We start from the raw sequence: 18,836 nt of genomic DNA, 5'->3' as shown, positions 1-18,836 counted from the left end.
CAGCCCCCATTTACCAGCGACGTTCAAAGCGGCGGCGCAAGATGATTGCGATGATATTCATGGTCAGCAGGAACATCAAAAGTATGATGATCCCACCCCACGCCTTCTCGTAAAAGCCAACGTCAGCACGTGCGGCCCATGTATAGATCTGGGCGGGCATGGCCGAATTCGGCTCGGTAAAGCCTGCAAGAAAGCCGTCGGGATATCCGCGTGCGACAAACCCCACCATGCCGATCAGCAAAAGAGGTGCGGTTTCACCCAAGGCTTGCGCCAGACCGATGATGGTACCTGTCAGAATGCCCGGCGCAGCCAGCGGCAACACGTGGTGAAACACCGCCTGCATTTTCGACGCCCCTACCCCAAGCGCCGCGTCGCGTATCGACGGAGGCACGGCCTTCAAGGACGCGCGGGTCGAGATGATGATCGTCGGAAGCGTCATCAGGGTCAGAACCAGACCACCGACCAGCGGTGCCGATTGCGGCAGATGCATGAACTGAATGAAAACGGCCAGGCCCAGAATACCGAAGACGATAGACGGAACCGCGGCTAGGTTCGAAATGTTCACTTCGATCAGGTCAGTCAACTTGTTCTGCGGCGCAAATTCTTCGAGATAGATCGAAGCTGCAACGCCAATCGGCAGAGACAGACAAAGAACGACCAGCATCATGAAGAATGATCCCACAACCGAGACACCGATGCCTGCGCCGCCGGGGTTGTCCACGCCTGCGTCCGCGCCGGTGATGAAGGGCCAGTTGAATGCCTGCTTGATGATGCCAGCCTGTTCCAGCGCATCGACCAGATCCAGATCGCTTTTTTGCAGAAACCGGCTGTCCTGTATCGTGTCGCGGGAAACGCGGCCTTTGAAGTATCCGTCCACCCGGCTGGACGCTGCCAGATCGAATTGGACCGGCTCACCCAGCTTGTCGGGGTTTTCGGTGTAAAAGGTCCGGATCGTCCCGCCGACTTTACCCAAAAGACGCTCGATCGCGGCCTCATCAAAATCAACGCTGATCCCGCGTTCAGCAAGTTCACTGTTCAACTGAGCGACGAACAGGTTGGAATAGACTTTTGTCTTGAACAGGGCCCCTTCGGCCTCGTCCCGCTGCGGTTCGGTCAGTGTGAAATCAATGCTGACGACCGTGCGCTGGAAGGCCGGAATCCCCTGCGACAGGATCGAAGCGAACAGAACAACCAGAAAGAACAGACCGGTTGCGATTGCGGCGATGCCATAAGCACGGAACCGTTTCTCGGCTTTGGCACGTTTCTTCGTGCGTTCATCCGAAGCCGTGAGCGAGATCGTATGGCGACCGGATTGGGGGCTTTGCATACTGGTGTCGGTCATTCGTACTGCTCCCGGTATTTGCGCACGATATACAGGGCACACACGTTGAGCCCCAAGGTTAGAATGAAAAGGGTCATGCCAAGTGCGAAGGCGACCAGCGCCTCGGGCGAGGCAAAGTCGGCGTCCCCCGTCAACTGGCTGACGATCTTGGCTGTCACGGTTGTCATGGCTTCGAACGGGTTCAGGCTGAGGCGGGCCGCGGCCCCTGCCCCGAGAACCACGATCATGGTCTCGCCGATGGCGCGCGATGCCGCCAGAAGGATCGCGCCGACGATACCGGGCAACGCGGCGGGCAGAACGACCTGACGGATGGTCTCCGATTGCGTGGCGCCAAGACCGTAGGAACCGTCACGCATGGCCTGAGGCACCGCGTTGATGATGTCGTCAGACAGTGATGAGACAAACGGGATCAACATGATCCCCATCACCAGACCCGCAGTCATGACGGCGGTGCCGGCTTTCATCCAGCCCAGGCCGCTTTCACCAAAAACATCCAACAGCAGCGGGCCAACGGTCAACAAAGCGAAGAGACCGTAAACGATGGTCGGAATCCCGGCCAGCACCTCAAGCAGCGGCTTGGCGACAGACCGCAAGCGGGACGAAGCGTATTCGCTGAGATAGATCGCGGCGAACAACCCGATCGGCACCGCAACCAGCAATGCCACGACAGAGATGTAGAGCGTCCCCCACAGCAGCGGCAAGATACCAAGTTCGGACAACCCGCCTCGGCCCGAAAAGCTGGGCGCCCAGGTCATGCCGAAAAAGAAATCTGACGCCGGGTATAGTTTGAAGAACTCCCAGGTGTTGAACACAAGAGACAGGACAATGCCCACCGTTGTGAGGATTGCAACCGACGCGGCCGCCAGAAGCAGGACACGAACCCCCTGTTCCACAACGTTGCGCGCACGGTATTCGGCGTTGGTTTGCAACCAGCCCGCTACGGCACCGATCAAGGCAACCGCGACAACGGCAATGGACATGATCGCATACCCGGTCGAGCTCATGGCGCGATAGCTCTGCGCAGCGCGCAATACCGGTTGAGTGATGTCCGAGGTCACCACCTGCCCCGCATCCTTCAAAAGCTGTGTGATCTCGGCGATATTTGCATCGGCATCACTGGCGGCGTTCTCGGTCAGGTTTCCTTGCGCGACCGCATTGTCCAGCCCGGCGGCGGTGCGGCGTACTTCGGCCATCACCAGGCTGCGGGAGGAACCTTCCTTTATCACGGAGTCCGGTATCATGTCCGACACCTGCGCATTGAGGAAGAAAGGCTGCGCCAACAGCCACACGATCAAGAGACCGAAGGCCGGAACAAGTGTCTTCAGCGCAACGTTTGCGCCGTAAAATGATGGCAGGGAATGCAGATTCCGACTGTCACCATCTGCGTTTTGCAGTGCGCGTGTGCGTCCCAACAGATAGCCGACAGCCGCGATCGCCGAAACGATCAGAAAGAGCCAAAGTATCGGCATGACACCCCCATTGCCTTCGATTGCGAGTAGTAAAAAGACAGTGAAGGGGCGACTGATCCGTCGCCCCTATTTGCATTAGAACGGTGTCAGGCTCAGCTGCCCGAACCCATGGTGACTTCGTTGGCGATCGCGTCCTGAGTTTTTGCCAGCTCAGGATCGGCGACTAGACCATAGTTGGCAAGCGGGCCCGACGGACCGGCGATTTCGTCATGGGTGAAGAACTGCGCGTATTCCTTCAGGCCCGGGATCACGCCGATATGAGCTTTCTTCACGTAGAAGAACAGCGGGCGAGAAACCGGATATTCGCCGGTCGAGATGGTTTCGGTCGACGGTGCGACGCCCGACATGGTGGCAACCTTCAACTTGTCGGTGTTGTTCTCGTAGAACGCCAGACCAAACACGCCGATACCGTTGGGGTTGGTGTCGATACGCGCCAGGGTTTCGGTGTAGTCACCGTCGATATCAACCGATTTGCCATCGGTGCGAACCGCCAGACAGGCATCTTCAGCGTCGTCTTCGCTCATGCCGCCCGCGATCATGGCTTCCATGGCGCCGGTTTCTTCACAACCGATCAGCAGAACCTTTTCTTCGAACACTTCACGGGTGCCGTGCTTGGTGCCCGGGATGAAGCTTGCGATTTCAACATCGGGCAGTTCCGGGTTGAACTCGGCCCAGGTGTTGTACGGGTTGTCAACGATCTCACCGTCTTTCAGAACTTTTGCACCCAGAGCGTTGAAAATATCGGACGGTTCGAACGCGTTGAAGGCAGGCCCGGTCTGCTGGCTAGCGAATACGATGCCGTCATAACCGATGCGGACTTCCATAATGTCGGTCACACCGTTTTCGGCGCAGGCTTTGATCTCTTTTTCACGGATCGCGCGCGACGCGTTTGCAACGTCGATGGTGTTTTCGCCAACGCCTTCGCAGAAACGCTTCAGACCAGCCGACGAACCGCCGGATTCAACAACCGGAGTTGGAAAGTCTGTGTTTTCACCGAACAGTTCGGCTACGATCGAGGCATAAGGCAGAACGGTCGACGAACCGGCGATCTGAACGTTGTCACGCGCCGCAGCAGTGGTCGCCGAGACGGCAGCGATAGCCAGCGCAGATGCCGACAGTTTTACAAAGGACATTTCAGTCTCCCTGAAAAGGTGTACTTGATCACCACCATGATGATCCTGCGGGGACCCCTATGGGGCGTGCGTAAGCCTTTTGTGACACATGCGTAACGGTTTTATGACAGCAGGGGATTTTTTTGCGTTTGCCCCATGAAAATGCCAATGCCTCAAAGGGTCAGAATAAAAGCAGACTTGCATTCCAGGCTGTTTCAACGGGGCAAAATTACCGTAAAAACAGAACCTTTTCCCAATTCGCTTTCGACACGAAGTCTTCCACGATGGCGATTGACGATGTGCTTCACGATCGCAAGGCCAAGCCCGGTTCCGCCCAGCTGCCGCGACCTGTGGCTGTCGGCGCGATAGAATCGCTCTGTCAGGCGCGGCAGGTGAACGGCATCTATGCCGGGCCCTTTGTCTATGAACTGGATTCGGACAGCCGGGCCGCGCATCGCCGGATCCCTGTCCGCCGGCAGGACACGTACCGTAACACTACCGCCACTGGCGCCATACTTGATCCCGTTCTCGATGAGATTGGTGAAAACCTGTCGCAACTGGTCGCTGTCACCGGTGACTGAAAGCGGACCGTTTTTCACATCCAGCGACAAAACCACGCCAGCATCCTCCGCAAGGGGCCGCAGCGAGTTTATTGTGGATTGAAGAAGACCGGTAAGTTCCAGCTGTTGCCTGGGTCGCACACGTTCTTCGCTTTCGACCCGGTTCAACGACAACAGATCCCCGACCAGACGGTTCATCCGGTTGGCCTCGTCGGCCATGATCTTGAGGAACCGGTCACGCGCGGCGGGATCGTCCCGGGCCGGACCGCGCAGGGTTTCGATAAACCCCATCAAGGCAGTCAACGGCGTGCGCAATTCATGGCTGACATTGGCCACGAAGTCCCTCCGCATCTGGCTGGCGTGCTCCAGATGGGTGGTATCCTGAAACGTGACCATGACGGCCCCTTCGGAAGCGACCCCGTTCATGTATCTGCATTCAACTGTGTATGTTGTGTCCTGCGCACCGTCATTGGACAGATGACGTGCTTTCTTTGCGCTTCTGCTTGTCAGGCTTTGCTCGATCGCGTCCAGAACCTGCGGCTGTCGCAATATGGTCGCAAAATGACGTCCAACGATGTTCTGGCCCAGAAGTGACGTTGCATCCGTGTTCGCGGCAATGATCCGTTCGGTCTGATCCACCATCAGCGCCGGCAGCGGGATCGCAAGAACAATGTCCTCAAGAACGTCTTCGGTCATGCGTCAAAACCCACTCATTCCGTGGCGTCAAAGCGCAAGTTTCAGGGTTTCGCGGAATTTGCGCATGTTTTCCTGATAGTGCAGCGCACTGAACGTGATCCTTTGGGCTGCGGCCTCATCCAGCTGACGCACGACCTTGCCCGGCGATCCCATGACAAGCGAATTGTCGGGGATTTCCTTGCCCTCGGTGATCAGGGCCCCTGCTCCGATCAGACAGTTCCGGCCGATCTTTGCCCCGTTCAGGACGATTGCGCCCATTCCGACCAAAGTGTTTTCGCCTATGGTACAGCCATGCAGCATCACCTTGTGGCCGATGGTGCAATTTCGACCAATCGTCAGGGGAAAACCGGCATCGATATGCATCACGCAGTTTTCCTGAACGTTGCTGCCCTCGCCGATCCGGATTTCTTCGTGATCCGCGCGAATCGTGCAGCCGAACCACACCGAGGCCCCCTGCTCCAGCACAACCTTGCCAATCAGATTGGCATCCGGCGCGACCCAGGTGTCGTCGTGAATGTGCGGAGCGTGCTCGCCCAAAGCGTAAATGGTCATGACAGTCCCTCGAATTCTCTCTGCAACTTGCGGACGTGCTGTTGCAACCTGGGTTGCTGAATGCGACGCATCCGTTCCGCGCTGACGATGGTTTTCAGCTTTTCTTCGGTTGCCTCGAGGTCATCGTTGATCAGGACGTAGTCGTAATAGCCCCAGTGGCTGATTTCATCCCAGCTTTTGAGCATTCTACGGGCGATGACGTCATCACTGTCCTGCCCGCGTGTTTCCAGCCGGCGGCGCAGCTCGGGGATGGACGGCGGCAGAATGAAGATCGACAACGCGTGTTTGCCCAGATCCGAGTTTCGGATCTGCACTTCACCCTGCCAGTCGACGTCGAACAATACGTCCTTACCGGCATTGATCGAATTTTTGACCGGCTCGGCAGGCGAACCATAGAAGTTTCCGAATACATGGGCGTGTTCCAGCATCTGCCCATCAGCGACCTGCTGTTTGAACTCGTCCTCGGACAGGAAGAAATACTCGCGCCCATGCTCTTCCCCGGGGCGCGGGGCACGGGTCGTCGCCGAGATCGAGAATTCCAGATCCGTATCCCAGGCCATCAGCCGTCTGGCCAGGGTCGATTTGCCCGCTCCGGACGGAGAAGACAGGATGATTAGTAGGCCTCGGCGGTCCGCCATGTCAGTCGTTCCCATTCTTATTCCACATTCTGCACTTGCTCGCGCATCTGATCGATCACCGCTTTCAGTTCCAGCCCGACCGATGTCAGGTCCGAGCTTTGCGCCTTGGAACACAGCGTGTTGGCTTCGCGATTGAACTCTTGCATCAGGAAATCCAGCTTGCGGCCCACGGCCCCGTCCTGTGCCAACAACTCACGAGCGGCCGCCGCATGCGCGGTCAGGCGGTCGATTTCTTCGGTGATATCCGCCTTGACCGCGATCATCGCAAGCTCTTGCGCGACACGATCGGGATCCGCGCCCTGCGTATTCTCCAGCACCCGCGCGAGATTCTCGCGCAGCCCCTCGGTCATCTTGTCCTTGCGTTGCTCGGCAATCTCTGCGGCCTGCGCCGTCAGCTCCGCGACCTGATCCAGTTGCGTGTTCAAGACAGCGGCCAAAGCTGCCCCTTCGGCTTTGCGCATATCTATGAACGCCGCCAGAAGATCTTTGAATTCGGACGTTAGATGAGCAACAAGCGGAGCCGGATCGTCGGCCTCGGTTCCTGCATCCATCATCCCCTTGAGCGCCAAAAGATCTGACGCACGCGACGGCGCAAGCGTGATGCCGCGCGCAGCTGCCCGCGCTTCAGTTCGCTCAAGAGCCGTCAGGGCCGCAGCCATCGCGGTTTCGTTCAAGGCCAGTTCCGGGGCAGAATCCTCGCGGTTCAAGCGCATCGACAGGGTCACGTTTCCCCGGCTCAGGGATTTGGACAGGGACGCCCGCAACGCGACTTCGAGGCCGGTCAACCAGTCGGGCACGCGCAGACGCATGTCCAGCCCCTTGCCATTTACGCTGCGAAGTTCCCACGACCAACTGTGCGGGCCGAAAGTTCCCTTCCCCGCGGCAAACCCGGTCATGGATCTGATCATGATGGCCCTTTCCTGTTCCCCTGCTGTTTCGAGCATGTGCCGCACCTAATGCCATTGACTGGTGCAGAGCAAGAGTTTGCTGACGACGCAATTGTTTGGCGCAAGTTAACCATTCGTTAAAGAATTGCTCCAAAATTGAATTAACCCGAGTCAAAATGCCTATAGCAATGGTTTGCGGGCCGCAGATGCTTCCAATGTGTTGCATTTTATGAAAAAGGCGGCCAATTGACGGTAGGGTGATGAAAATGAAAACCTTTTTCGGGATAGGTTCCGGGTCAGAATTTGGAAAGATCGTCGCAATGGATCGCTTTGACAGTGGGCGCAGCCTATCGCCGATCCGCCAGGCCGAGGCGTATTGGACCGCATTGTTGAGCGGCGACAGCGTGCCGATGCGGTCTCAAATCGACCCGCGCGGTCTTGAGAATGTTCTTGAATATACGTTCATCCTGGAACGCATCGCACCCGGCCTGGCCCGTTTTCGTCTGGCAGGCAGTCATCTGAACGCGCTTGCAGGTATGGAAGTGCGGGGGATGCCGTTGACCGCGTTTTTTCAACCCGATGCCCGCGCGCAAACCAAGGATGTACTGGAACAGGTATTTGCGTCCCCCGCTGTTGCCGAATTGAGTCTGAACTCGGGCGGGACGTTGGGATGTACCCGGATGCAGGCCCGGATGATCCTTCTACCGCTGAAAAGTGACCTTGGGGATGTCAGTCGTATTTTGGGGGTCATGATCGCCGATGGCGCAATCGGCAAGACACCGCGCCGGTTTACTCTGACCGATACGCGGATCAAACCGGTTTCTGAAATTCAGGTGCCCGCGCCCACACTGCGCCGGCCTGTGGAAGGTTTTGCCGAGGAACAACGCGAATTCAAACGCTCTGCAAGCCATCTTCATCTGGTGGTGTCTCGCGACGATTGAGACCCGCCGATTACCTTGAGCGGAAACAGCGGGCCGATGGCCCGCTGTTGTCAGTGTTTCAGATGTGCTCAGCTTACCGCGCGTTTTGAGCCGTTGCGGCGCAGGTTGGTCAGCTCTTCCGCCACCAGGAACGCAAGTTCCAGCGACTGCGACGCGTTCAAGCGCGGATCGCAAGCGGTGTGGTAGCGGTCCGACAGGTCCTCTTCAGTCACGGCACGTACACCGCCGGTGCATTCGGTCACATCCAGCCCGGTCATTTCGAAATGCACGCCACCGGGGATGGTTCCCTCGGCCTGATGCACTCCGAAAAAGTCACGCACCTCGCGCAGAACAGAATCGAACGGGCGGGTTTTATAGCCCGTGGCCGATTTGATCGTGTTTCCGTGCATCGGGTCGCAGACCCAAGTGACCTTGGCGCCCTCTTCCTTGACCGCCTTGATCAGACGCGGCAGATGCTCGCCCGCCTTGCCCGCACCGAAGCGCGCGATCAGGGTCAGGCGCCCCTCTTCGTTGTCGGGGTTCAGCTTGGACATCAGAACTTTGAGGTCCTCGGCCGTGGTGGTCGGGCCGCATTTCAGACCGATCGGATTCAGAACCCCGCGGCAGAACTCGACATGCGCGCCGTCGGGCTGACGGGTGCGGTCGCCGATCCAGATCATGTGACCAGAGCCAGCCAGCCAGTTGCCCGAGGTGGAATCCAGACGCGTCAGTGCCTCTTCGTATTCAAGCAGCAGCCCTTCGTGGCTGGTGTAGAATTCGACGGTCGAGAATTCATGGGTTGTTTCCGCAGTGATTCCAGCGGCTTCCATGAAGTCGATGGTGTCCTGAATGCGATCGGCAACCTCGGAATATTTCTGAACGTCCTGTTCATCCGCGAAACCCAAAGTCCAGGCATGCACGCGGCTCATATCCGCGAAGCCGCCGGTCGAGAACGCACGCAGCAGGTTCAGCGTCGCCGCCGCTTGCGTGTAGGCCTGCAACATCTTGTTGGGATTCGGAATCCGGGCTTCGGGCGTGAAGGCCAATTCGTTGATGATGTCGCCGCGGTAGCTTGGCAGTTCCACACCATTCACGACTTCGGTCGGGGCACTGCGTGGTTTGGCAAATTGCCCGGCCATACGACCGACTTTGACCACTGGCACCTTGGCGCCATAAGTCAAAACCATCGCCATTTGCAGCATCACCTTGAACGTGTCACGGATCGCATCAGCGCTGAATTGTTCAAAGCTTTCAGCGCAATCCCCACCTTGCAGAAGGAAGGCCTCGCCGCGCCCGGCGGCACCCAGATGCTGTTTGAGACGCCGCGCCTCGCCGGCAAAGACCAGCGGGGGATACTTTGAAAGCTGAGCCTCGACCTTGGCCAGCGCGGCCGCGTCGGTATAATCTGGCATCTGAACCCGGGGCTTGTTGCGCCAGTTCGATTTTTGCCATTCGGTCATAGCTTTGATCTCCGCTGAAGTTTTCAGGTGGTCTCTATACAAAATGCAATGAAGAGTGACCATATCCCATTTGCGCCTCTTGACGACGTAAACAAGCTTTGATCATGGTGGCTGTCAAATCTGCTGCTGGATAATCAACTGACCAGCAGCGAAGCAAGGACATCTCGCCATGCAAGAGCAACGCCAAGTTGTCACGGTGGAAGACACTGCGGCCCCACCCCGGAATTTCGTGTTTGTCCTTTTGGACAAATTCTCGCTTCTGTCCTTTGCTTCGGCGCTTGACAGTCTGCGCATCGCCAACCGCATGGCAAACAGACAGCTTTACACCTGGAAGCTGATGGGAGAAGGCGGAGAGACGGTAACCTGCTCGGCCGGGACCGAGTTCAAGCTTGACAGTGATCTGGTAGAGCTGCAGCGAGACGACGTTGTTCTGATTTGCGGTGGTGTGGACGTTCAGGCGGCCACCAGCAAGCGCGTGCTGAACTGGCTGCGGCGCGAAGCCCGAAGGGGATTGCGGATCGGTGGCCTCTGCACTGCGGCCTATACTCTGGCAAAGGCCGGGTTGCTGGACAACAGGAAGGCAACGATCCATTGGGAGAACTCTGACAGTTTCATCGAGGAATTCGATGAGGTCGAACTGACCAAAGCCGTCTTTCAGATCGATGGCAGCCGCATGACGACTGCGGGCGGCACCTCGTCGATTGACCTGATGCTCAAGCTGATTGCAGATGACTATGGCGAGGATCTGGCCAACGCGGTGGCGGATCAGATGATCTATTCCTCGATTCGAACCGACCAGGACACGCAGCGCCTGTCAACTCCGACCCGAATCGGTGTGCGGCATCCGAAGTTGAGCCAGGTTATCCTGATGATGGAGAAAAACATCGAAGAGCCGATCTCGCCCTCGATCCTTGCCAAGGACGTGGGTATGTCAACCCGCCAGCTGGAGCGTCTGTTCCGCCGGTATCTCAGCCGTTCCCCCAAGCGCTATTACATGGAACTGCGCCTGCACAAGGCCCGCAACCTGCTGATGCAGACAGACATGAGCGTCATCAACGTGGCGCTGGCCTGTGGTTTCGCCTCGCCCAGCCATTTCTCGAAATGCTACCGGGCGCATTACAACACCACGCCCTATCGCGAGCGTGGTGCGCAAAGTGGAAGACTGTCAGTCTAAGGCTCAGCGTCAAAGCTCTTTGACGAAATAGTGCAAGTACGGTCGGAGCATGGGCTGATCTTTGTAGGTTGTTGTCTCGATCGGAGAGTCCAGTTCCACAAACCCGAGCTTGGGATACAAAGACCTCATTTCCACATTTGGGGTGAGTGTATCTGCGATTAACCGCTTCAGCCCCATAGCTCTGGCGGCTTGTTCTCGTGCTTGAATCAATGCGCGCCCGACTCCGGTACCCCGAGCGTCTTCGGTTACAAATACACGTTTCAACTCGCCGGTAGACTGATCAAACCGTTTCATCATTCCACACCCCACGATTTTGCCACCTCGGTTTCTTGCGACGATTAGGCATCCGTTCGGAGGCATGTAGTCATCCGTGTTCGCCCAGAATTCCTCAAGTGCGCTTTGCGGTGCGGAAGGATCCAATTCGAACCCCATACCCTGCATTCTTTGAGCGATAAGAGCATAATATTGCTCCAAAATAATATTCAGCTCGGTTCTTGGCGGGATACTTGTGCACAATTCAATGTCGAAATCACTCATTGATATCCCCTTAACCGTGTAACCTGTTGGACAGAGTGACTGCGACGATGGAAACGCGCAAATGGAATTGTAAAGTCTGCCGGCACGCTTCGTATGTCACTGTTTGACAGACATCCTGTAAACCGCGCCCTGCCCGACTGAAATGAACCAGATCGCCCCATCCGGGGCCTGCACGATGTCGCGGACTCGTTCGGTCTCGGGGCCCTTGATCTGCTCGACCTTGCGCAGCGGATCTCCAGACAGCCGCGCGATATAGTCGAATTTCAGCGAGCCTACGAAAATGTCGCCCCGCCATTCTGGAAACATGTCGCCGGAATAGACCATCAACCCCGACGGCGCGATAGACGGGTCCCAGTACAGGCGAGGCTGTTCCATACCGGGCTTGCTGGTGCCCTCGCCAATCTTCTCTCCGGAATAATGTGTGCCGTACGAGATAACCGGCCAACCGTAATTGGCGCCGGGTTTGACGAGGTTAACCTCGTCACCGCCGCGCGCACCGTGTTCCGACACCCACAATCGGCCGCGCGCATCCAGATCGGCCCCCTGTGGGTTGCGGTGCCCATAGGTCCAGATTTCAGGTCGGATATCTGCCTGTCCGACGAAAGGATTGTCCGACGGCACCGAGCCGTCGCGTTTGATACGGATCACGGACCCTATTGCGTTCGAGCGATCCTGCGCCTGCGGCGCATCCCCTCGATCTCCGATGGTTACAAAAAGCGTGCCGTCATTGGCTTCTACAACACGTGAGCCGAAATGCCGCCCGCCTGATCCGCCGGGGGAAGCCTCGAAAATGACCCGCAGATTCGTCAGACGCGTGCCGTTCTTAGACAGGCGCGCGACGGTGACAGCCGTGCCTGCGCCACCCTTTTGCGGTTTTGAAAAGGTCAGAAAGACCTCGCGGCTTTGATTGAAATCGCGCGGGATCGTGATGTCCAGCAATCCGCCCTGCCCCGAAGCTGCAACCTTGGGAACGCCGGATATGGCTTTCGCCTCTCCGTCCTTAACATACAGCAGGTTTCCGTCCCGTTCGGTGACAAGAAAACTGCCGTCAGGCAGGATGCCGACGGCCCAGGGCGTATCCAGCCCGCCTGCCACTTCGGTGATTTCAATATTCCCGACCGAGGTCGACAACGCCTGTGCCAAGGCGCTTTGAGCGCCAAAAGTGAAGAACAGAATCGCGGCAGCTCTGAGCATGTTGACCCCTCTCCGGACAATCTTGGGCAAACCCTAACAAAACAGATAGATTTCCGATCGATAAAGGCACGATTGCGTTAGGACTTTTCTTTTCCGGGCAGCTTGCCTAGGTTCGTGGCCAGAACGAATACGTTCACAATAGGGAGTAACCATATGAAAAAGCTGCTTACAGCAACTGCAGCATCCGCTTTGCTGGCCGGACCTGCGCTGGCCGAAGACATTACGCTTGGTGTTTTGTTCGGTTTCACCGGCCCAATTGAATCGCTGGCACCCGCAATGGGTTCGGGCGCTGAATTGGCGATGGCGGAAGTCACCGAATCCGGAAAACTGCTGGATGGATCCAAAGTGACCGCATCGCGCGCCGACACCGGCTGCATTGATAACGGTCTGGCCACTTCGAACGGCGAACGCATGATTGCCGACGGTGTTGCCGGCATCATTGGCGGCGATTGCTCGGGCGTGACCGGTGCGATCCTTCAGAACGTCGCGATTCCGAATGGCATGGTCATGATCTCGCCCTCGGCGACCTCGCCGGGCTTGTCGACCATGGAAGACAACGGCCTGTTCTTCCGCACCGCGCCTTCAGATGCGCGCGAAGGCCAGGTGATGGCGGATATCCTGAAGGATCGCGGCATCAACTCGATCGCTCTGACCTATACCAACAACGACTACGGCAAGGGTCTGGCGGACGCGATCCAAACCTCTTTCGAGGCAGCAGGTGGTGAAGTGACCATCGTTGCAGCGCACGAGGATGGCAAAGCCGACTATTCGGCTGAAGTTGGTGCTCTGGCCTCGGCCGGTGGCGACATTCTGGTCGTTGCGGGTTATCTGGATCAGGGCGGTCTGGGCATCATCCAGTCGGCGCTGGACAGCGGTGCGTTTGACACCTTTGGCCTGCCCGGCGGCATGATCGGTGACTCGCTGCCGGCCAATGTCGGCCCCGACCTGAACGGTTCTTTCGGTCAGATCGCCGGTTCGGGCGGTGAAGGCGCCGAGAAGTATTTTGCTATGGCCGAGGCAGCAGGCTTCGACGGTTCGTCGCCCTATTCGCCCGAATCCTATGACGCTGCGGCTCTGTTCATGCTGGCCATGCAGGCTGCCGGATCGACCAATCCGGCCGAATATGGCGGCAAGATCATAGACGTCGCCAACGCTCCGGGCGAAAAGATCTATCCCGGCGAACTGGCCAAGGGTCTGGAATTGCTGGCAAACGGTCAGGACATCGACTATGTCGGTGCGTCCGGTGTTGAGCTGATCGGCCCCGGCGAAAGCGCGGGTTCCTATCGTGAGATCGAAGTGACCGACGGTGAAAACAAGACCGTCAACTTCCGTTGATTGATCGCCAAAAGCTATGAATGCAAGCAGCCCGGGCCTTGTGTCCGGGCTGTTTCAATGAAAAAAGACCGCACCCGGCAAACGGGGTCGAGACAACAGCGCCGAACAGGCGGCAAGGGGAAAAGATGATCGTCGTCGAGGACGTGCACAAGCATTTCGGCGGATTTCATGCGGTGGACGGGGCATCGCTGGAAATCCAGAAAGGGTCGATCACCGGCCTGATCGGGCCCAACGGGGCAGGAAAAACCACTCTGTTCAATGTGATCGCAGGTGTTCTGCCGCCGACCAGCGGCAAGGTGGTGATGGACGGCGAGGATATCACCGGTCTGCCCCCGCATGAACTGTTCCACAAGGGTCTGTTGCGCACGTTTCAGATTGCACATGAATTCCCGTCTATGACCTGCCGCGAAAACCTGATGATGGTGCCCGGCGCGCAATCAGGCGAGTCGCTGTGGAACACGTGGTTTGGCCGCAAGCGCATCGCTGATGAAGAACGCGCGTTGAAGGCCAAGGCCGATGAGGTGCTGGAGTTTCTGACGATTGAACATCTGGCCGACCACAAGGCGGGTCAGGTCTCGGGTGGTCAGAAAAAACTGCTGGAGCTGGGCCGCACGATGATGGTGGACGCCAAGATCGTGTTTCTGGACGAGGTCGGCGCGGGTGTGAACCGCACCCTGTTGATGACCATTGCCGACACGATCCTGCGCCTGAACAAAGAGCGCGGCTATACCTTCGTCGTCATCGAACATGACATGGATTTCATCGGCAAGATCTGTGATCCAGTCATCTGCATGGCTGAAGGCAAGGTTCTGGCCGAGGGTACCTTGGACGAGATCAAGGCGAACGAGCACGTGATCGAAGCCTATCTGGGCACCGGCCTTAAGAACAAAGACAAACTGGAGGCAGGCGCGTGAGCGACAACCCCTATCAGGATGACAAGGGCAACAAGGACGCCTCGATCACCAATCCGCACGGTGTCGGCACCATGACGCCGGCCCATCGCAAAAGTGGTGCGACGCATAAGGTCGGGGGCGGCCCGTTTCTGATCGGCGACACCATGACGGGTGGCTACGGCAAAGGGCCCGACATCCTGCATGATTGCACCATCGCGGTGGACAAGGGTGAAATCGCAGTCATCGTCGGCCCCAACGGTGCGGGAAAGTCTACGGCGATGAAAGCTGTGTTCGGGATGCTGGATGTCCGTTCAGGGTCTGTGCGTCTGGACGGCGAGGATATTACAAACCTCACCCCGCAGGATCGGGTCATGCGTGGCATGGGCTTTGTGCCGCAGACACAGAACATCTTTACCTCGATGACGGTGGAGGAAAACCTGGAAATGGGCGCCTTCATCCGTCGCGACGACATCAGCCAGACGATGGAGCAGGTCTATGACCTGTTCCCCATCCTCCGCGACAAGCGCAATCAGGCCGCCGGAGAACTGTCGGGCGGACAACGCCAACAGGTCGCCGTGGGCCGCGCCCTGATGACCCAGCCCAAGGTGCTGATGCTCGACGAGCCTACGGCAGGTGTTTCGCCGATCGTGATGGATGAACTTTTCGACCGGATCATCGAAGTGTCCCGCACCGGCTTGCCGATCCTGATGGTGGAACAGAACGCCCGCCAGGCCTTGGAGATTGCCGACAAGGGATATGTTCTGGTTCAGGGGCGCAATGCCTATACCGGAACGGGCAAGGAACTGCTGGCCGACCCCGAGGTGCGAAAGTCGTTTTTGGGCGGCTGATCGACGCTTTTCAATGGCAGATTTTCATGTGGGGCCAGTCGAGATTCTCGGCTGGTCCTTTTGCTTGATCGCAATGCGCAAAATTGAAGGCCAGAACGTGGCAACCGGTGCTTCAAACCGAGGATCAGGACATGAGAACCTTTATTAGGTATCTGAAAAATATCAATTAATCTCCTGCGGGCCGTTGCGGAAAAAAGACTTTGAAAACGCGCCGAATGCCAATCTGCTGCTTTAATCAGGCCCAATTTCAAAAATATCGCTGCGCCCGAACACCTAAACCAATCCCCGAAACGCGCCCCGGTTGGGGACACAAGAATTGGAAGTCAAAATGAAAAAATGGATGATCGCCGCCCTGGCCGCACAACTGGCAACCGGTGCCGTCGCTCAGCAGCGCGAATTTGTGTGTACATCGGAAATTGATGGAACCGAGTATCGGCTGACACGGTTCGAAGGTGCGCAAAAGGGATCGGTCAAGTTCGGTGACACGACCGGGGATGCGCAGGTGTTTCCGGGGCTGAACAACTTGACGTTCATCCTGACGACCGAGCAGCATGTCATGACGTTCTTCGTCAAAAGCCCGGATCTGTCCTACAACCTGTCCATCCGCCGCCCGGTTCTGCAAAATGATCGCGGCCAATGCACGGAAACCGGTGCCTAGACCCGCGATCTTTCATGATTTCGGACCGCGCCCCTCAGTGTGGCGCGGTCTTTTTCTTTGGGGAAGAACCAAGGGGCCTCTGCCAGCGTGTCCGAAGCCTGCCAAGCGGCATAAAAACATGCATAAAGCCCTAAAAATCATGTTCCAAATTGTTGTGTCTTTCGTCGGCGTCGTGCCATAAAGCCGCACCCGGACAGTGAGAAGAAATAATGGATCTACTCAACGCGCTTGTTGCGCTTGCGAATTTTGTGTTGGTTCCAGCGGTCGCTTATGGCAGCCAACTGGCATTGGGCGCGCTTGGCGTGACCCTGATCTACGGCATCCTGCGGTTTTCGAACTTTGCCCATGGTGACACCATGGCCTTTGGCGCGATGGTCGCCGTACTGGTCACATGGGGGTTGCAGGCCGCCGGAATCAGCTTTGGACCGTTGCCAACCGCCCTGCTTGCCCTGCCCTTTGCCATCCTGGGCTGTATCGTGCTGGTGCTGATCACCGACAGGCTGGTCTACAAATTCTACCGTGAACAAAAGGCAAAGCCCGTTATTCTGGTGATCGTCTCCATGGGCGTGATGTTCATCATGAACGGCCTTGTCCGGTTTATCATCGGGCCGGATGACCAACGGTTTTCGGATGGGGCTCGGTTCATTGTTTCGGCACGCGATTTCAAGGCGATGACCGGTCTGCGTGAGGGTCTGGCCATCAAGACGTCGCAAGGTATCACGGTGATCGTGGCCGTTGTTGCCGTGGCGCTGCTGTTCTGGTTTCTGAACAAGACGCGCACCGGCAAGTCGATGCGGGCCTATTCGGACAATGAGGATCTGGCGCTGTTGTCAGGCATCAACCCGGAACGTGTGGTGATGATCACATGGATCATCGTTGCGGCGCTGGCCACAACTGCTGGCGTTCTTTACGGGCTGGACAAAAGCTTCAAACCCTTCGTCTATTTCCAGCTTCTGCTGCCGATCTTTGCCTCGGCCATCGTGGGTGGTTTGGGCAATCCTCTGGGCGCCATCGCAGGCGGGTTTATCATCGCGTTTTCCGAAGTGACGATAACATACGCTTGGAAGAAGGTGCTGACCTATGTGTCGCCTGAAAGTCTGGCGCCGTCAGGTTTGGTCCAGCTCCTCTCGACCGATTACAAGTTCGCGGTCAGCTTTGTCATCCTGCTGATTGTGCTTCTGTTCAAGCCCACGGGACTTTTCAAGGGAAAGGCCGTATGACCGACTCTGTCAAAAACACGCTGCTGTTCGCAATTGTCGGCGGCCTGATCCTGTTGACCGGTTTCACGCAAAGCTGGAACACCGCGATCCTGATCCTGAATATGGGGCTGATTTCCGCCATCATGGCGATCGGTGTAAACCTGCAATGGGGTTTTGCCGGTCTGTTCAATGTGGGCGTGATGGGCTTTGTCGCCTTGGGCGGTCTGGCCGTCGTACTGGTTTCAACGCCGCCCACGCCCGGTGCTTGGGCTGCCGGAGGTTATGGCATCGTTCTGTCTTTGCTGCTGGGTGCCGCGACAGTGGTTGCCGCCGTTCTGGTGGCAACAAAGCTGCCGAAAGGCCGTGTGCAAACCCTGACGATCATCGCCGTTCTTGTCGTGGGCTTTTTTGTCTATCGCGCGGTGTTCGATCCCAGCATTGCGGCGGTCGAGGCCATCGACCCGGCAATTGCCGGCAATATCGGAGGTTTGAATCTGCCGGTTCTGCTGGCCTGGCCGGCGGGTGGTTTGCTGGCGGCGGGTGCTGCGTGGCTGATCGGTAAAACGGCGCTGGGCCTTCGCTCGGATTATCTGGCGATTGCCACATTGGGGATCGCCGAAATCATCATCGCCGTCATGAAAAACGAAGACTGGCTGGCCCGGGGCGTCAAGAATGTCTACGGCATTCCTCGCCCGTCCCCCGTTGTGGGCTACGAAGTGGATTTGCAGAACGACCCGGCCTTTCTGGCGCGGGCCGAATGGTTGGGGTTGGACCCCGTCACCGCGTCCACCCTCTCGGTCAAACTCGGCTATTCGCTGCTGTTCATGATAGTACTTCTGGTTCTGCTCTGGATGGCACAGATGGCGCTGAAAAGCCCGTGGGGCCGGATGATGCGCGCAATCCGTGACAATGAAGTGGCGGCTGAGGCCATGGGCAAGGATGTCACCCGTCGTCATCTGCAAATATTCGTACTGGGTTCGGCCGTTTGCGGTATCGCGGGTGCGATGATGACAACGCTGGACGGCCAGTTGACGCCAAGCGCGTATCAACCGCTGCGCTTTACCTTTCTGGTCTGGGTGATGGTGATCGTGGGTGGTTCGGGCAACAACTTCGGGGCCGTTCTGGGCGCATTCCTGATCTGGTTCCTGTGGGTTCAGGTTGAACCGATCGGGTTGTGGCTGATGAATGTCATTACCGCCGGCTTGCCGGACGGAAGTGCATTGAAAGCCCACCTGCTGGACAGCGCTGCACATATGCGCCTGTTCACGATGGGTCTGATCTTGTTGATTGTTCTCAGATTCAGCCCAAGAGGGCTGATCCCAGAGAAATAGATCACTTCCACCTTCAATAAGCGAAACCGCG

18 protein-coding genes are annotated in these 18,836 nt (G+C 57.5%); 8 read left to right on the top strand and 10 right to left on the bottom strand.

Annotated elements, in window-relative coordinates; all coding sequences use genetic code 11:
• Positions 1–10: 10 nt before the first annotated feature.
• The 7 genes from pstA to GOW09_RS04305 form a co-directional block, all read right to left on the bottom strand.
• Positions 11–1,342 (bottom strand): phosphate ABC transporter permease PstA, encoded by a 1,332-nt coding sequence (gene pstA / locus GOW09_RS04335; protein WP_171115919.1) that lies wholly within the window; start codon positions 1,340–1,342, stop codon positions 11–13.
• Complete coding sequence (pstC, locus tag GOW09_RS04330; protein ID WP_171115917.1) at positions 1,339–2,811, bottom strand: phosphate ABC transporter permease subunit PstC; 1,473 nt, start codon at positions 2,809–2,811, stop codon at positions 1,339–1,341. Before pstC ends, pstA begins: the two co-directional genes overlap by 4 nt.
• A 92-nt stretch (positions 2,812–2,903) precedes the next feature.
• Positions 2,904–3,944 carry a substrate-binding domain-containing protein gene (locus GOW09_RS04325; protein ID WP_171115915.1) on the bottom strand — a complete coding sequence of 347 codons (1,041 nt, stop codon included), beginning with the start codon at positions 3,942–3,944 and terminating at the stop codon, positions 2,904–2,906.
• A gap of 194 nt (positions 3,945–4,138) precedes the next feature.
• Positions 4,139–5,179, bottom strand: a complete 1,041-nt coding sequence (locus GOW09_RS04320) for a cell wall metabolism sensor histidine kinase WalK (RefSeq protein ID WP_171115914.1) — start codon at positions 5,177–5,179, stop codon at positions 4,139–4,141.
• A gap of 27 nt (positions 5,180–5,206) precedes the next feature.
• The gene (locus GOW09_RS04315) at positions 5,207–5,731 is read right to left on the bottom strand and encodes a gamma carbonic anhydrase family protein (RefSeq protein WP_171115912.1); all 525 of its coding nucleotides are present in this window, start codon (positions 5,729–5,731) and stop codon (positions 5,207–5,209) included.
• A complete protein-coding gene (gene gmk / locus GOW09_RS04310; RefSeq protein ID WP_152457986.1) occupies positions 5,728–6,369 on the bottom strand; it encodes a guanylate kinase in 642 nt (213 codons plus the stop codon). The genes GOW09_RS04315 and gmk overlap by 4 nt, the downstream gene beginning before the upstream one ends.
• A 17-nt stretch (positions 6,370–6,386) precedes the next feature.
• A complete protein-coding gene (locus tag GOW09_RS04305) occupies positions 6,387–7,277 on the bottom strand; it encodes a YicC/YloC family endoribonuclease (protein ID WP_171116548.1) in 891 nt (296 codons plus the stop codon).
• A gap of 245 nt (positions 7,278–7,522) precedes the next feature.
• On the opposite strand from GOW09_RS04305, the gene GOW09_RS04300 reads away from it, so the two are divergent.
• Complete coding sequence (locus GOW09_RS04300; RefSeq protein WP_171115910.1) at positions 7,523–8,197, top strand: PAS domain-containing protein; 675 nt, start codon at positions 7,523–7,525, stop codon at positions 8,195–8,197.
• Positions 8,198–8,265: 68 nt separating this feature from the next.
• Here GOW09_RS04300 and GOW09_RS04295 read toward each other — a convergent pair whose 3' ends face one another.
• Positions 8,266–9,636 carry a class II 3-deoxy-7-phosphoheptulonate synthase gene (locus GOW09_RS04295; protein ID WP_171115908.1) on the bottom strand — a complete coding sequence of 457 codons (1,371 nt, stop codon included), beginning with the start codon at positions 9,634–9,636 and terminating at the stop codon, positions 8,266–8,268.
• Positions 9,637–9,805: 169 nt separating this feature from the next.
• On the opposite strand from GOW09_RS04295, the gene GOW09_RS04290 reads away from it, so the two are divergent.
• On the top strand, positions 9,806–10,810 hold the full coding sequence (locus GOW09_RS04290) for a GlxA family transcriptional regulator (protein ID WP_171115906.1): 1,005 nt from the start codon (positions 9,806–9,808) through the stop codon (positions 10,808–10,810).
• A gap of 9 nt (positions 10,811–10,819) precedes the next feature.
• Here GOW09_RS04290 and GOW09_RS04285 read toward each other — a convergent pair whose 3' ends face one another.
• A complete protein-coding gene (locus GOW09_RS04285) occupies positions 10,820–11,347 on the bottom strand; it encodes a GNAT family N-acetyltransferase (protein WP_171115904.1) in 528 nt (175 codons plus the stop codon).
• 96 nt (positions 11,348–11,443) lie between these two features.
• Positions 11,444–12,541: a PQQ-dependent sugar dehydrogenase gene (locus GOW09_RS04280; RefSeq protein WP_171115901.1), complete on the bottom strand. Its 1,098-nt coding sequence runs from the start codon at positions 12,539–12,541 to the stop codon at positions 11,444–11,446.
• Positions 12,542–12,694: 153 nt separating this feature from the next.
• Between GOW09_RS04280 and GOW09_RS04275 the strand changes: the two genes are divergently transcribed.
• From GOW09_RS04275 to GOW09_RS04250, 6 genes are all read left to right on the top strand, one after another.
• Positions 12,695–13,876 (top strand): ABC transporter substrate-binding protein, encoded by a 1,182-nt coding sequence (locus GOW09_RS04275; RefSeq protein WP_171115899.1) that lies wholly within the window; start codon positions 12,695–12,697, stop codon positions 13,874–13,876.
• 125 nt (positions 13,877–14,001) lie between these two features.
• Positions 14,002–14,790, top strand: coding sequence for an ABC transporter ATP-binding protein (locus GOW09_RS04270; protein WP_152457994.1), 789 nt, complete (start codon positions 14,002–14,004; stop codon positions 14,788–14,790).
• Complete coding sequence (locus GOW09_RS04265) at positions 14,787–15,617, top strand: ABC transporter ATP-binding protein (protein ID WP_152457995.1); 831 nt, start codon at positions 14,787–14,789, stop codon at positions 15,615–15,617. The genes GOW09_RS04270 and GOW09_RS04265 overlap by 4 nt, the downstream gene beginning before the upstream one ends.
• A 328-nt stretch (positions 15,618–15,945) precedes the next feature.
• Complete coding sequence (locus GOW09_RS04260; protein WP_171115897.1) at positions 15,946–16,275, top strand: hypothetical protein; 330 nt, start codon at positions 15,946–15,948, stop codon at positions 16,273–16,275.
• A 209-nt stretch (positions 16,276–16,484) separates the two neighbouring features.
• Positions 16,485–17,495 (top strand): branched-chain amino acid ABC transporter permease, encoded by a 1,011-nt coding sequence (locus GOW09_RS04255; RefSeq protein ID WP_152457997.1) that lies wholly within the window; start codon positions 16,485–16,487, stop codon positions 17,493–17,495.
• On the top strand, positions 17,492–18,805 hold the full coding sequence (locus GOW09_RS04250; RefSeq protein WP_171115895.1) for a branched-chain amino acid ABC transporter permease: 1,314 nt from the start codon (positions 17,492–17,494) through the stop codon (positions 18,803–18,805). Before GOW09_RS04255 ends, GOW09_RS04250 begins: the two co-directional genes overlap by 4 nt.
• Positions 18,806–18,836: the final 31 nt, after the last annotated feature.

It is taken from the genome of Ruegeria sp. HKCCA5463 (assembly GCF_013034175.1).
Taxonomy (GTDB): Bacteria; Pseudomonadota; Alphaproteobacteria; order Rhodobacterales; family Rhodobacteraceae; genus Ruegeria.
The sequence above is the reverse complement of the archived record's forward strand: the minus strand, read 5'-3'. Positions and strand labels throughout refer to the sequence as shown.

Coding starts and splice junctions, on each gene's coding strand:
- GOW09_RS04290 (WP_171115906.1), top strand. CDS start 9,806: ATGCAAGAGCAACGCCAAGTTGTCACGGTGGAAGACACTGCGGCCCCA.
- GOW09_RS04325 (WP_171115915.1), bottom strand. CDS start 3,944: ATGTCCTTTGTAAAACTGTCGGCATCTGCGCTGGCTATCGCTGCCGTC.
- GOW09_RS04275 (WP_171115899.1), top strand. CDS start 12,695: ATGAAAAAGCTGCTTACAGCAACTGCAGCATCCGCTTTGCTGGCCGGA.
- GOW09_RS04305 (WP_171116548.1), bottom strand. CDS start 7,277: ATGATCAGATCCATGACCGGGTTTGCCGCGGGGAAGGGAACTTTCGGC.
- GOW09_RS04260 (WP_171115897.1), top strand. CDS start 15,946: ATGAAAAAATGGATGATCGCCGCCCTGGCCGCACAACTGGCAACCGGT.
- GOW09_RS04315 (WP_171115912.1), bottom strand. CDS start 5,731: ATGACCATTTACGCTTTGGGCGAGCACGCTCCGCACATTCACGACGAC.
- GOW09_RS04295 (WP_171115908.1), bottom strand. CDS start 9,636: ATGACCGAATGGCAAAAATCGAACTGGCGCAACAAGCCCCGGGTTCAG.
- GOW09_RS04280 (WP_171115901.1), bottom strand. CDS start 12,541: ATGCTCAGAGCTGCCGCGATTCTGTTCTTCACTTTTGGCGCTCAAAGC.
- pstC (WP_171115917.1), bottom strand. CDS start 2,811: ATGCCGATACTTTGGCTCTTTCTGATCGTTTCGGCGATCGCGGCTGTC.
- gmk (WP_152457986.1), bottom strand. CDS start 6,369: ATGGCGGACCGCCGAGGCCTACTAATCATCCTGTCTTCTCCGTCCGGA.
- GOW09_RS04300 (WP_171115910.1), top strand. CDS start 7,523: ATGAAAACCTTTTTCGGGATAGGTTCCGGGTCAGAATTTGGAAAGATC.
- GOW09_RS04250 (WP_171115895.1), top strand. CDS start 17,492: ATGACCGACTCTGTCAAAAACACGCTGCTGTTCGCAATTGTCGGCGGC.
- GOW09_RS04255 (WP_152457997.1), top strand. CDS start 16,485: ATGGATCTACTCAACGCGCTTGTTGCGCTTGCGAATTTTGTGTTGGTT.
- GOW09_RS04320 (WP_171115914.1), bottom strand. CDS start 5,179: ATGACCGAAGACGTTCTTGAGGACATTGTTCTTGCGATCCCGCTGCCG.
- pstA (WP_171115919.1), bottom strand. CDS start 1,342: ATGACCGACACCAGTATGCAAAGCCCCCAATCCGGTCGCCATACGATC.
- GOW09_RS04285 (WP_171115904.1), bottom strand. CDS start 11,347: ATGAGTGATTTCGACATTGAATTGTGCACAAGTATCCCGCCAAGAACC.
- GOW09_RS04270 (WP_152457994.1), top strand. CDS start 14,002: ATGATCGTCGTCGAGGACGTGCACAAGCATTTCGGCGGATTTCATGCG.